Below are 13392 nucleotides of genomic sequence, written 5' to 3'. Positions count from 1 at the left end.
CGCTGGAACCCTGCCGCCGCCGCGTGGTTGATCGAAATGGCGGTTTGGCCGGAGGGAAAAACCATGCGCACGCGCGTTATTCACCTCATCAATCCCAAAACCGATTCCCTGACGACACGCCCGATCTATTTGAACCGGGCGCTTTATTCGCCGCTCGCGGGATTGCTCGCGGTCGCCGCCTGCATTCCGCGCGATCAATATGAGGTCGTGCTGACGGACGAAAATATTGAGACCATCGACTTCGACCTGAAGGCGGACCTTGTCGGGATTTCCGCGATGACGAGCTATGTCAATCGCGGTTATGAAATCGCCGATTCCTTTCGCGCCAAATGCGTTCCCGTGGTTATGGGGGGCGTGCATCCCAGTTTCATGGCCCGCGAGGCTCTCACCCATTGCGACGCCGTGGTCGTCGGCGAGGCTGAGCTCGTCATGGACAAGCTGCTGGACGATCTCGGGCGCGGCGCCATGCGAGGACTCTATAAATCCGCGACGCTGCATCCCATGGTCGGCATGGCCCTGCCCCGATACGATCTGCTGAAAAAGAACCGCTATGTGAACAAGACCTTCGTGCAGACGTCGCGCGGTTGCCATACGGGCTGCACCTTTTGCGCGGAACCGCTGATGAACGGGTTGAAATTCCGCTACCGGCCCGTCGACGAGGTGATCGCGGAAATCGAAAATTGCGGATCGCGCACGATCTCCATCAATGACGCGGATTTTTTCGGCACGCCGGAGCGGCCGAAGGAAATGATGCGCGCCATGAAAGGGCGCGGCCTTCACTGGCAAGCCGGCGTCACGTCGAAGCTGGCGGAGGACGACCGCATGCTGGAACTCGCGGCGGAAAGCGGCTGCACGATGCTCAGCATCGGCTTCGAGTCGATCAATCGCGAAACGCTGAAGAGCGTGCATAAAATGGTCAACCGGCCCGATCATTTCGCCGCGCTGGTGCGGAAGATCCAATCCTACGGGATTTCGGTGTTCGGCCTGTTCATGTTCGGCTTCGACGGCGACGACGCGAGCGTTTTCGACGAAACAGTCCAGTTCAACATCGAGACCGGCTATGACGCCTGCGCTTTTTCGGCTTTGACGCCCTATCCCGGCACGCTGACCTGGTATGAGATGAAGAAGGCCGGGCGCATCGTTTCCTACGACTGGACGATGTATGACCAGGGCCACGTCGTCTACCGGCCCGCACGCATGGAGCCGGACGAATTGCGCCTCGGCCTCGACGGGGCCTACAAAGGCTTTTATTCCGCCATGTCCATCGCCAGCCGCTTCCCCTTGTCAGGCAAGCGCAACCGAGCGCAATGGATGATCTATAATCTCTTCATGCGCAAAGCGGCGCGGACCGAAAACATCCGGGCCATCGCGCCCGCGACGCCGGAGCCCGATCTTGCTCCGAATCCGCCAATTCTGCCGGTCAAGCGGGAATGGCGGCAGGCCGTGCTCGAGGCGATCGAGCCCGAGGCGGCGGCGCGCCATCTGGCGGCCGAATGAGGCCGACGGAACCGCCAGAAAAAAACGCCGCGATGAGGGATCGCGACGTTTTTTTGAACGGGGTCGAAGGCGTCAGTAGATCGGGAAACGATTGGTCAGCGCCTCGACGCGCGCGCGCACCGAAGCCTCGACTTCCGCATTGCCCGCATCGCCATTCTTGGCGACGCCGTCAAGCGTCTCGACAATCAATTCGCCGACCTGCTTGAATTCGACGATTCCGAAGCCGCGCGAGGTGGCGGCGGGGGCGCCGAGACGGATGCCCGAGGTGATCCACGGCTTTTCCGGGTCGAACGGGACGCCATTCTTGTTGCAGGTGATTTCCGCGCGACCGAGTGCGATTTCCGCGGCCTTGCCGGTCAGCTTCTTGGGGCGCAAATCGACCAGCATCAGATGGTTGTCGGTTCCGCCGGTGACGAGGTCGAGTCCACCCGCGAGCAGGGTGTCGGCCAGAGCCTTGGCGTTGGCGACCACCTGATGGGCGTAGGTCTTGAACTCGGGGCGCAGGGCCTCGCCGAAAGCAACAGCCTTGCCGGCGATGACATGCATCAGCGGGCCGCCCTGCAGGCCGGGGAAGATGGCCGAATTGATCTTCTTGGCGATCTCTTCATCATCCGACAGCACGAGGCCGCCGCGCGGGCCGCGCAGGGTTTTGTGGGTGGTGGAAGTGACGACATGGGCGTGCGGGAACGGCGAGGGATGTGCGCCGCCCGCCACCAGCCCGGCGAAATGGGCCATGTCGACGAAGAGATAGGCGCCGACGGAATCGGCGATGGCGCGGAAGCGAGCGAAATCCCAGTGGCGGGCATAGGCCGAGCCGCCGGCGATGATCAGCTTCGGCTTGTGCTCCTTCGCCAGCGCCTCGACTTCGTCCAGATCGATGCGGCCGGTGTCGGGGCTGACGCCATAGGAGACCGGCTTGAACCAGCGGCCGGACATATTGACCGGCGAGCCGTGGGTCAAATGGCCGCCGGCGGCCAGATCGAGGCCCATGAAGACGTCGCCCGGCTGGAGCAGCGCAAGGAACACCGCCTGATTGGCCTGGCTGCCGGAATTGGGCTGCACATTGGCGAAGCGGCAGCCAAACAGCCGGGTGACGCGTTCGATCGCGAGATTTTCGGCGATGTCCACGAACTGGCAGCCGCCGTAATAGCGTTTTCCCGGGTAGCCCTCGGCATATTTATTGGTGAGAACCGAGCCCTGAGCCTCCAGCACGGCGCGCGAAACGATGTTTTCGGAGGCGATCAGCTCGATTTCCTTGCGCTGGCGGCCAAGCTCAAGCTCGACGGCGCGGGCGATTTCGGGATCGGATTCGGCCAGCGATGCGCCGAAAAAGCTGTTCGAAAGGTTTTTCGCCACGGCGGCGGTGGACTGGCTCATTTCGGGCTCCTTCGAAAAACAGACTATTTCCGCGAAAAACAGGAAATTTCGGGCGGCTTATCACGCGCGAGCCTCCGAAGAAAGGCCGGAAAAGCAGGCCCTGAAAAAAGCAAGGCCCCGGCGGAGGGTCCGCCGGGGCGCAAAAAGCGTCAAATTCCCGCCTTATTGCTCGTCGGGCGCCGCGTCGGCGGGGATGCCCCGGCCGGCCTGCTGGGCCACCGGCTGGACCGTCGGCGCGCCGCCAGCGGCGGTCGAGAAGCCGTCGCGTTTATAGATATCCTCGCGGAACTGCACCACGCCCTCGGGCGTGCCCCAGGCCGTGATATAGACCCAGTAAACATTGACCGGCGGCTCGATCTTCACGTCCAGACGCTCGCCCGAGGCGATGGCCTGGTCGATCCGGTCGCGGTCCCAGCCGGGATTGTTCTTGAGCAGCCAGGCGACATAGTCGCGCACATTCTGCATGCGCATGCAGCCCGAGGAGACGAAGCGGAAATCGTCGCCGAACACGCCCTTGGCCGGCGTGTCATGCATATAGACGCCGTAAGGATTGTTGATGTTGATGCGCACGACGCCGAGGGAGTTCTCGGTGCTGGGATCTTCGCGGAAGCGGTAATTGGTCGCCTCCAGCGAATTCCAGTTGATCGAGCTCGACGGAACTTCGTTGTTGTTCTTGTCGAAGATGCGGATGTGATTGTCTTTAAGATAGTTCGGATCGGCCTGCATCTTCGGGATCAGATCCTTGCGGATAATCGAGGCCGGCACGGTCCAGTAAGGATTGAAATCGATATCGAGCGCGCGGGTCTGCATGACCGGCGACTGGCGGTCGATCTTGCCGACGCCCGCCGCATGGCGGGTCGCGACGGTGTCGTTCTCCACAGTGTCGACCATGGCCGCCGGAATATTGGCCTCGACGAAGCGGTCGCCGAGATTGTTCGAGAACGAGCGCAGCCGCACGATATTGGTTTCGAGCTGGCGCAGGCGATAGTCCGCCGGGACGTTCATCGCATCGATGGTCTGCGGCGAGGCGACGCCGGTTTCGATCAGGCCGTGGCGGGCCTGGAAGCGCTTGACGCCCGCTTCGACGTAGGAATCGTAAACGCCGGAGCTGGAGGCCGCCGAATCGAGGTCGCCGGTGACGATCAGCCGCTTGCGCAGCGCGAGCACCGCCGGGCCGGAGGAGCCGATCTTGAGCGTCGCCCCGGTCGGAACCTTGCTCCAGCCGCCATTGGCGACGATGGCGCGATATTTCTCGATCGCCTGCTCGGTCGCGGCGAGCGTGCGCGGCGACAGCAGCGGCGTGGTGCTGCGGGAAACGGTCAGGCGCGTGTCGGAATCATAGCGCTGCGCCCATTCCGCCTGGCCCCAGCCTTCGGCCGCGAGGGCGGGAGCGGCGCAAACCAGGGCGCCCAGGGCCAAATAGGCGGCCGCATTCTTGCGGCGCGGCAACAAATGGCGCAGCCAAAAACCGCCGCGCTGCAACGACAGGCGGCTTCGCGTCAAAGTAATCAACGGCAAAACTCCCAATGGGAAAACTCCGGATCGTTCCTGCGCCGACGCCGCGCGCGGGCGCGTGACAGGAGCAATTCGAACCGGAGCATCAATCACGAGGGTTAACAAGGCCCGAATAGCGCGGCGATTTTAAGGCGCGCAGGGATTTTAAGGCGCGCAAGACGGGATTGCAAAAAAGCCGAGCCTTTCGGCCCGGCTGAATCTCAGAAAAATCGAGGAAGGCGCGTCGGTCGCAACGATGCGCCGCGATTTCAGAGGCGATATTTGATCTGGTCGGTCCAGAAGCGCTCCAGCCGGCCGAGAGCGTTGTTGATAACCTTGAACTCATCCGCCGAGACGCCGCCGATCTGTTCGACCGTCACGACATGCTTTTCATAGAGATTGGCGATGATGTCGCGAACTTCCTTGCCCTGGGGGGTCAGGCTGATGCGCACCGAGCGGCGGTCGATCCGGGAGCGGGCGTGATGGAGATATTCCATTTCGACCAGCTTCTTGACGTTATAGGACACGTTCGAGCCGAGATAATAGCCACGGGTGCGCAGCTCGCCGGCGGTCAGCTCGGAGTCGCCAATGTTATAGAGCAGCAGGGCCTGGACGGCGTTGATATCGGAACGGCCGCGGCGGTCGAATTCGTCCTTGATCACGTCCAGCAGGCGGCGATGAAGCCGCTCGACCAGGGTCAGGGCCTCAAGATAGACCGGGCGGACTTCGGCGCAACGCTCGGCCCTCGGCGCGGACATTTCGGTCTTCATGACTTTGGACATTTTCGTTTTCCCTGCGATCTGATTGCCCGCCAATTATTGCCCGGCGGCCTCGATGTATCGCAATCTAAACAATGCGAATGAAAACCGGTTTAAATAAGAAGCTGAATCCCGGGTTACCGCCGTTTGCGGCAATTGAAGTGAATCTTGCGTGAATTAAATCAAGTATTTACGTTGACGTTTGTTAAGGCTCTCGCGCAGCCGCCCCATGTGACGCAGCGACGCGCCACAAAGAGCGGCGGCGCGGAAACAGCGTCAGCCCCGGCGCAGAAATCCGAGCGCCATCTCGCGCATCCGGGCGATGGTCCGGTCGACTGTCGAGCCTCCTTCGGAGGCGGAATTCGCGCGCCAGGACAGGAAAAGGTAAAGCGCCAGCAGCACGCCATCGGCAATTTTCAGCATTCCGCCGAAGGGAAAAAAGGACGGCTTGGCGACGATCACGAAAACCTGCGCAAACAGCGTCAGCAGCCAGACGACGCCGCCCCAGGGCGCCACCAGCCACAGCCCCACCGCCGCGATCGGATTCAGCACGGCGAAGAAGATCGTCGCGCACATGGCCGCGGGTGAGAGATCGAGAAAGGAGCCGGTCGCGGGCGCGACGATGCGCCGCCATTGCTCCAGCCCTTCGATGATCCAAAGCAGCGAGACGAGGCGGAAGAAAAGGGTCAGCGCCAGCGCCCAGCGCGCCTCGGCGGCGTCCAGGCCGCGTTTTGCGCCGACCCTGATGATTCCGGACAAATCCTTTTCCAACCCGTTTCGCTCCAACTTTTTGCCCCGGCAGCGATAGTCCATTTCACCTTTCCCGGCAAAATTTTTCGTCCGCCCCGCGCGATATGATATGGGAGGCGAAACCTCCGGATCCTGACAATGACCGACTCGCCCCGCCACCCGCTCGACCTCTCCCTGAACCTCACCCATCGCCCCCGCCGCAACCGCAAGGCGGATTGGGCCCGGCGGCTGGTGCGCGAAAACGTGCTGACGACCAATGACCTGATCTGGCCGATCTTCGTGGTCGATGGAGAGAACGTCCGCACGCCCGTCGCCTCCATGCCCGACGTCGAGCGCCTGTCCGTCGATCAGGCGGTCGTCGCCGCTCAGCGGGCGGTCGAACTGTCGATTCCCGCTCTCGCGCTGTTTCCCTTCACGGACCCGTCGCTGCGCGACGCCAATGGCTCCGAGGCGCTCAATCCGGAAAATCTGGTCTGCCGCGCCACCCGCGCGATCAAGCAAACCTTTCCCCAGATCGGCGTCATCACCGATGTCGCGCTCGATCCCTACACCAGCCACGGCCATGACGGGGTGATGGAGGGCGAGACCATCCTCAACGATGAGAGCGTCGCCATATTGGTCGAGCAATCGCTTAATCAGGCCCGCGCCGGCGCCGACGTCATCGCGCCCTCCGACATGATGGACGGCCGCGTGGCGGCGATCCGCGCCGCGCTCGACGGCGAGGGCTTCCTGGACGTCCAGATCATGGCTTATGCGGCCAAATACGCCTCGGCCTTCTATGGACCCTTCCGCGACGCCATCGGCACCAAGGCGGTTCTGGTCGGCGACAAGCGCACCTATCAGATGGACCCGGCCAATTCCGACGAGGCGCTGCGCGAAGTCGCCGACGATCTCGACCAGGGCGCGGACATGATCATGGTGAAGCCCGGCCTGCCCTATCTCGACATTATCTATCGCGTAAAAGACCGCTTCGCCGCGCCCACCTTCGCCTACCAAGTTTCCGGAGAATATGCGATGATCATGGCTGCGGCGCGGAACGGGTGGCTGGACGGCGAAAAGGCGATGTTGGAAAGCCTTCTCGCATTCAAAAGGGCGGGAGCCGACGGCATACTTACGTATTTCGCGCCCAAGGCGGCGGAAATGCTGAAAAAGGGCGAATAAGCCATGTGACGATCGCCGCGACGGGGCCCGGTCCCGCGCAGCTGGTCGCGTGCAGACATTTCCGCCTGTTCGTGGAGGGGATGGTCATGGGCGCGCCCAAAATAGAAAATTTCCGCGAGAGACTCTTCCCGGAGGGGCAGTTCGCGACCGAGCGCCTGATCATCAAGCCGCTCCAGCCCGCCGACGCCTTCCAGCTTGTCGTCCTGACCAACGATCCCCTTGGCGCGGCCGGCCTGTCGCGTCTGCCGCAGCCCTTCACGCTCGCCGACGCCCAGGATCTGATCGACCTGCCCCGCGCCAAAAAGGGGTGTTTCGCGGCGGTCCGCGTCGGCGCCGACGGCCCCGTCGTCGGCTGCGTCGGGGCGCTCGCGCATGGCCCGTCGGACATCGAGCTCGGCTTCTGGATCGGCGTTCCCTATCATGGCAAACATTACGGTGCGGAGGCGGCGCGGGCCATGCTCAGCCTGATGCGCGAAGCCTTTCCCGACCGGCGGATCGTGGCGGAATGCCCGCGCGAGAATTCCGCCACCTGGCGCCTGTTGCACAGGCTCGGCTTCTGCCCAAGCGGATCGGCTGGAGCGCGCCGGGGCGCGCAGCTTCTGTTTTTCGACGCTCCGGCGACGGTCGATTAGGCGCCCCTTGCGCGGGGCCATCGGAGCCGCCAAATTAGTCTTTCGCGGTAAGTTCGCAACGCGAGTCCGATATCGGAGCAGGAGCATATGAGCAACGCCAACAGCTGGAGCGGCGCCGCGAGGCCCGCCGTTTATCCTCTCGCCCCGCTGCCTGCGAGCGCCTTGGCTGGCGTGCGCCGCCGCCGCATCGTCGCCGTAATGCTCGATCTCATTCTGGTGACGATTCTGTCCGGCGTCCTCTTCATCGTGCTCGGCCTGCTGACCTTTGGGATCGCCTGGCTGTTCCTGCCCTCGTTATTTCCATTCGTGGCCTTTTTCTACAATGGCCTGACCGTCTCGGGCTGGCGCCGCGCCACCCCCGGCATGATGGTCATGGATCTGGAGATGCGTCTTGTGGACGGTTCGCCCGTGCCCTTCCTTTACGCCGCCGTCCATGCTGTATTGTTTTACATCAGCTGGATGTTTCCGCCGATTTTCCTGTTCTCGCTGCTCGCCAGCGACAAGAGATGCCTGCACGACGTTCTCGCCGGAATCATCGTGCTGCGCCGCGCCTGATAGGGGAAGGACTTGACCAGCGAGCCGCGCGACCCGCCGCAATTTTACCTGACCTCGCCCGCGCCATGCCCTTACCTTCCCGGCAAGGAGGAGCGCAAGGTCTTCACGCATCTGGTCGGGCGTCGCGCCTCGCATCTCAACGACGCCCTGACCCATTCCGGCTTCCGCCGCTCCCAGACCATCGCCTATCGGCCCGCCTGCGAAAACTGCAAGGCCTGCGTCTCGGTGCGCATCCTCTGCGAGGAATTCGAGCCCGGCCGCACACAAAAGCGCATCATCGCGCGCAATAGCGATATCGTCTCCGCGATCTGCCCCGCCCGCGCCGATTCCGAGCAATTCTCCCTGTTTCGGACCTATCTCGACTCGCGCCACAGCGACGGCGGCATGGCGGACATGGCCATGCTGGATTACGCCATGATGGTCGAGGACAGCCATGTAGAAAGCCGGCTGGCGACCTATCGCCTGCGCTCGGAAGATGGCCGTGGCCGGCTCGTTGGCGCCTGTCTCACCGATGTGCTCGATGACGGCCTGTCGATGGTCTATTCCTTTTATGATCCGTCGGAACCGCAGCGCTCGCTCGGCGCCTATATGATACTGGACCATATCTTCCGCGCCCGCTCTCTGGGCCTCCCGCATCTCTATCTCGGCTATTGGGTCCAGGGATCGAAGAAGATGGACTACAAGGCGCAATACATGCCGCAGCAGCGCCTCGGCATGGACGGCTGGAATCGCGTGGGCTGACGCTCCGGCCTATTCAGGCGCTTTCGCCTTGGGCTGCTTGATCCGCTTGCGCGTCTGCGGCGTCTCGCGCGGTCCTTCCACCAGACGCACAATCGCGCCCCAAAGCGTGCGGACGTCTTGCTGTGTCAGCTCCATCCGGTGGAACATATTACGCATGTTGCGCTGCATGACCGGACGCTTCGAGACGGGACGGAAGAAGCCGGCCTCTTCGAGCTTGCCTTCGACAAATTCGAAAAAGGACAGGATCATCTCGCGCTGTGCCGGCGGCGAGCGCTCCTCGCGCTCATAGGGCATGGCGCCGCCTTCGCGCGCCTTGAAAAATTCATAGCCGCACAGCAGCACAGCCTGCGCAAGATTGAGCGAGCCATAGGCGGGATTGACCGGAAAGGTCAGGATCGCATTGGCGAGCGCGATATCGTCATTGTCCATTCCGGTGCGCTCGGGGCCGAATAAAATGCCGCGCCGCTCGCCCGCCGCGATCGCGGCCGCCGTCTCGGCCATGGCGATCGCCGGGACCTCGACCCGCTTGAACTGGCCGCGCTCGCGGGCCGTAGTCGCCCAGACGAAATGGAGATCGGCCACGGCCTCGGCGACGCTATCGAAAACCCGCGCGCTTTCCAGCAGATGCGCGGCGCCGGCGGCGGCGGCATAGGCGGTCTCGCGATGTTCGCCAGTGCGCGGCCAACCCTCGCGCGGGTTGACCAGTCGAAGGTCCGACAGGCCGAAATTGGCCATTGCGCGCGCGCACATGCCAATGTTCACCGCCAGTTGCGGTCGCACCAGAATGATTGCGGGGCCGCCCTCGAACAGCACCTTCGTTCTGTCAGTCCCGGCCCCGACCACGTCGCCTTCCCTCTCGCCCCGCAAGGCGCCCTTTTCGCGTGATTATAAGCAAAAAGGCAAGGGATTTGGGGCAAGCGAATTTGTCGTCCCGGTCATACCCTGAAAGGAACGCCCATATCGAGGATCCGGCGGGCGATCTCGACCAGTTCGTCCTGCGTGTTCGGCTTGCAGAACACGACATTGGCGCCCGAGGCGAGCGCCTTGGCGTGGACCGGCGTCTCGGTCGAGGTGGTGAGCACCGCGGCGGGCGTCCCGCCCAGTTGCAGGTCCTCGCGCAAGGCGCTGAGGAAACGGTCCCCGTCGACCAAAGGCATGTTGAGATCGACGACGATGACATGGGGCAGCCGGTTCAGAATGTCGCTGCGCGCCACGCTGCCGAGGCCGTCGAGGCCGTTGACCGCGTGGGTCACGCCGAGTGTGATCTTGCGCTCCGCCGCGGCGGCGTTCAACGCGCGCTTGATCAGAAAAGCGTCGTCCTGATCGTCCTCGATAATCAGGACGTGACAGAATTTTTCGTCGCCATCCGCCTGCTCGGACATTACAACAACCTCCTACGGCGCGGGAGTATAAAATCGAATGCCTGAAATTTCAGCATATTGCGCCGCTGTATTTTGTTGCGACGCAACACAATTACTCTCTTTTCAAGACTATCAATCCACGTAAACTGTAACACAACTTTTTCATCAATGGCAAAAAGCGTCGAGTCTGACATGAGCGAAACAAGTCGGATGAACAGCGAGCTTTTGCGCCTTGCTTTCGAGGCGAGTCCGGCGGCCATGTTTATGGTCGATCCCGAAGGCGTGATCGAACTGGCCAATGAACAATGCGAGCAAATCTTCGGCTACGCGCCGGGCGAGATGAACGGCTTGCGCGTCGAACGACTCGTTCCTGCCGGTATTCGCGGCAAGCATCGCCACCTGCGCGAAGAATATGGCCAGGCCCCCAGCAAAAGGCAGATGGGCGCCGGCCGCGACCTGCGGGCGATCCGAAGGAACGGAAGCGAATTCCCCGTCGAGATCGGCCTCACGCCGGTCGAAACGCCGGAAGGGATGCGCGTCGTCGGCTTCGCCATCGACATTTCCGCGCGGCTGGAGAGCGAGGCGCGCCTGAAACACTCGCTGGCCGAGCTGGAACGCGCCAATGAAAGCCTGTCGCGCTTCGCTTATGTCGCGTCGCACGATATTCAGGAGCCCCTGCGCAAGATCGCGGCCTTTGGCGACATTCTTCGCGCCGCCGCGGCGCACGGAGATGCAGATGAAATGCGCTATGCCGCCGAAGTGATGACCGCCTCGGCCCAGCGCGCGCGAAATCTCGTCGCCGACCTGCTCTCGCTGGCGCGCTCTCTCAACAACGCCTATCGGCTGGAGACCTTTTCCCTGCGCGAGACAATCGCCTTCGTGCTCGAGACGTTCTCGCACGTTATTCACGAGCACGGCGCGCAGGTCGAATGTTCGGGCGAAGATTTCCGCGTGGACGGCGACCGCTCCCAGACCGCCCAGATGGTGCAGAACCTTGTCTCCAACGCGCTCAAATATCACAAGCCGGGCGAGCCTCCCCGCATCCGAATCAAGCTCGCGCCCGGCGAAGCGGAGCATCGCCTTAGCGTCGAGGACGACGGCATCGGCTTTGCGGCCGCGCAGAGCGGCGAAATCTTCGAACCCTTCCGCCGCCTTCACAGAAGCGCCGATATTCCGGGCAGCGGCATAGGCCTCGCCATTTGCAAGACCACGGCGGCGCGCCACGGCTGGCGCATTTCCGCCGCCTCGACCCCGACGGTAGGTTCGACCTTCGAGGTCGTCTTTCCGTGCAAGGGCGCATAGCGCTTTTTAAAGGCGCCTCGCCGAAAAACTCGCCAAAAGCCGCACTAGGCGCGCGGGCAGGCCGATGCTATAGGGCGGCGGAATTGGCGGCGGCTCGCTCGCCAAGGTCGTTATCGCCTAGGGAAGGGTTCTGCGCATGAGCAAGATCAAGGTCGCCAATCCGGTCGTCGAAATGGACGGCGACGAAATGACCCGCATCATCTGGCATTTCATCAAGGACAAGCTGATCCATCCCTATCTCGACATCGATCTGAAATATTACGATCTGTCGGTCGAGAACCGCGACGCCACCAATGACCAGGTGACGATCGATTCCGCCGAGGCGACCAAGAAATACGGCGTTGCGGTGAAGTGTGCGACCATCACACCCGACGAAGCCCGCGTGAAGGAATTCAACCTCAAGGAAATGTGGAAGTCGCCGAACGGCACCATCCGCAATATCCTCGGCGGCACCATCTTCCGCGAGCCGATTATCTGCAAGAACGTGCCGCGCCTGGTGCCCGGCTGGACCCAGCCGATCGTCGTCGGTCGTCACGCTTATGGCGACCAGTATCGCGCGACCGACTTCAAGGTTCCCGGCAAGGGCCGCCTGACGATCAAGTTCGAGGGCGAGGACGGCACGGTCATCGAGAAGGAAGTCTTCAAGTTCCCGAGCCCCGGCGTGGCCCAGGCCATGTACAACCTCGACGATTCGATCCGCGATTTCGCCCGCGCCTCGCTGAACTACGGCCTGCTGCGCAAGTGGCCGGTTTATCTCTCGACCAAGAACACCATCCTCAAGGCCTATGACGGCCGCTTCAAGGATCTGTTCCAGGAAGTGTACGACGCCGAGTTCCATGACAAGTTCGTCGAGGCCAGGATCACCTACGAGCATCGCCTGATCGACGACATGGTCGCGTCTGCGCTGAAATGGTCGGGCGGCTATGTCTGGGCCTGCAAGAACTATGACGGCGACGTGCAGTCCGACACGGTGGCGCAGGGCTTTGGCTCGCTCGGCCTGATGACCTCGGTGCTGATGACCCCCGACGGCCAGACGGTGGAAGCGGAAGCGGCGCATGGCACCGTCACCCGCCATTATCGCGAGCATCAGAAGGGCAAGGAAACCTCGACCAATTCCATCGCGTCGATTTTCGCCTGGACCCGCGGCCTCGCCCATCGCGCCAAGCTCGACGACAACGCCGAGTTGCTGAAGTTCTCGCTCGCGCTGGAAAAGGTCTGCGTCGACACCGTCGAATCCGGCTTCATGACCAAGGATCTGGCCCTGCTGGTCGGCCCGGACCAGAAATGGCTGACCACCGTCGGCTTCCTGGACAAGATCGACGAGAACCTCAAGAAGGCGATGGCGGCCTGATCGGCGCTGGTTTTCGAAACGCAAGCGGGCCGAAAGGCCCGCTTTTTTCTTGAGGGCCCGCTCGCGGGTCGAGGACTGCCAGTTCGATCCCGTCAACGAAGGACTCAGAATGGCGGAGTCCGGAGGTAGGTCGAGGGCCCGATTTAGCGCTTCCCCAACCGGACCTTCGACTCATTGGCTCAGCATCTCCGAGTCCCAAGGATGAAGGCGAGGAACCACGAGCGTCAGCGCAGTCGCCTGAGCCTGCCTCCAAGCGTGGCTTTTGAGCCAACTCGAACTTTGATGGGGATCGTGTCCCAAATGGTGGTGTAGCTGACGGTGGGCGCCGTCGTTTTCCTGGCTGAGCCGGGATGGGTCAGGCGGCCGGGACGGGCAGGCTGACGAGCGGATCATCGCTCAAGGGCGCCATTGTC

The 13392-nt window shown here is 62.6% G+C and carries 13 protein-coding genes; 7 read left to right on the top strand and 6 right to left on the bottom strand.

Annotation, left to right across the window (positions count from 1 at the left end):
- Positions 1-63: 63 nt before the first annotated feature.
- On the top strand, positions 64-1497 hold the full coding sequence (locus QZ409_RS16915) for a radical SAM protein (RefSeq protein ID WP_296713623.1): 1434 nt from the start codon (positions 64-66) through the stop codon (positions 1495-1497).
- A 72-nt stretch (positions 1498-1569) separates the two neighbouring features.
- On the opposite strand, the gene glyA is transcribed toward QZ409_RS16915, so the two are convergent.
- The 4 genes from glyA to QZ409_RS16895 form a co-directional block, all read right to left on the bottom strand.
- On the bottom strand, positions 1570-2874 hold the full coding sequence (gene glyA / locus QZ409_RS16910; RefSeq protein ID WP_296713621.1) for a serine hydroxymethyltransferase: 1305 nt from the start codon (positions 2872-2874) through the stop codon (positions 1570-1572).
- A gap of 162 nt (positions 2875-3036) precedes the next feature.
- Positions 3037-4293, bottom strand: a complete 1257-nt coding sequence (locus QZ409_RS16905) for a L,D-transpeptidase family protein (RefSeq protein ID WP_296713684.1) — start codon at positions 4291-4293, stop codon at positions 3037-3039.
- A gap of 344 nt (positions 4294-4637) precedes the next feature.
- A complete protein-coding gene (locus QZ409_RS16900; protein ID WP_283365071.1) occupies positions 4638-5150 on the bottom strand; it encodes a winged helix DNA-binding protein in 513 nt (170 codons plus the stop codon).
- A gap of 252 nt (positions 5151-5402) precedes the next feature.
- On the bottom strand, positions 5403-5939 hold the full coding sequence (locus QZ409_RS16895; protein WP_296713619.1) for a hypothetical protein: 537 nt from the start codon (positions 5937-5939) through the stop codon (positions 5403-5405).
- A 75-nt stretch (positions 5940-6014) separates the two neighbouring features.
- Between QZ409_RS16895 and hemB the strand changes: the two genes are divergently transcribed.
- The 4 genes from hemB to QZ409_RS16875 all read left to right on the top strand — a co-directional run bounded on the left by hemB (position 6015) and on the right by QZ409_RS16875 (position 8965).
- Positions 6015-7037 carry a porphobilinogen synthase gene (gene hemB, locus QZ409_RS16890; protein WP_296713618.1) on the top strand — a complete coding sequence of 341 codons (1023 nt, stop codon included), beginning with the start codon at positions 6015-6017 and terminating at the stop codon, positions 7035-7037.
- An 86-nt stretch (positions 7038-7123) separates the two neighbouring features.
- Entirely contained in the window at positions 7124-7669 is a 546-nt protein-coding gene (locus tag QZ409_RS16885; protein ID WP_296713616.1) for a GNAT family N-acetyltransferase, read from the top strand.
- A gap of 87 nt (positions 7670-7756) precedes the next feature.
- Positions 7757-8224 carry an RDD family protein gene (locus tag QZ409_RS16880; protein WP_296713614.1) on the top strand — a complete coding sequence of 156 codons (468 nt, stop codon included), beginning with the start codon at positions 7757-7759 and terminating at the stop codon, positions 8222-8224.
- Between the two features lie 12 nt (positions 8225-8236).
- Complete coding sequence (locus QZ409_RS16875; protein WP_296713612.1) at positions 8237-8965, top strand: arginyltransferase; 729 nt, start codon at positions 8237-8239, stop codon at positions 8963-8965.
- Positions 8966-8974: 9 nt separating this feature from the next.
- Here the strand turns inward: QZ409_RS16875 and QZ409_RS16870 are convergent, their stop codons facing one another.
- Both QZ409_RS16870 and QZ409_RS16865 read right to left on the bottom strand, forming a co-directional pair.
- Positions 8975-9808 carry a TrmH family RNA methyltransferase gene (locus tag QZ409_RS16870; protein WP_296713682.1) on the bottom strand — a complete coding sequence of 278 codons (834 nt, stop codon included), beginning with the start codon at positions 9806-9808 and terminating at the stop codon, positions 8975-8977.
- Between the two features lie 92 nt (positions 9809-9900).
- Positions 9901-10347 (bottom strand): response regulator, encoded by a 447-nt coding sequence (locus tag QZ409_RS16865; RefSeq protein ID WP_296713610.1) that lies wholly within the window; start codon positions 10345-10347, stop codon positions 9901-9903.
- 171 nt (positions 10348-10518) lie between these two features.
- On the opposite strand from QZ409_RS16865, the gene QZ409_RS16860 reads away from it, so the two are divergent.
- Both QZ409_RS16860 and QZ409_RS16855 read left to right on the top strand, forming a co-directional pair.
- Positions 10519-11628, top strand: coding sequence for a PAS domain-containing sensor histidine kinase (locus QZ409_RS16860; RefSeq protein ID WP_296713607.1), 1110 nt, complete (start codon positions 10519-10521; stop codon positions 11626-11628).
- A gap of 136 nt (positions 11629-11764) precedes the next feature.
- Positions 11765-12979, top strand: a complete 1215-nt coding sequence (locus QZ409_RS16855) for an NADP-dependent isocitrate dehydrogenase (RefSeq protein WP_296713605.1) — start codon at positions 11765-11767, stop codon at positions 12977-12979.
- Positions 12980-13392: the final 413 nt, after the last annotated feature.

The organism is Rhodoblastus sp., assembly GCF_019449565.1.
Classification (GTDB): Bacteria; Pseudomonadota; Alphaproteobacteria; order Rhizobiales; family Beijerinckiaceae; genus Rhodoblastus.
The sequence above is the reverse complement of the archived record's forward strand: the minus strand, read 5'-3'. Positions and strand labels throughout refer to the sequence as shown.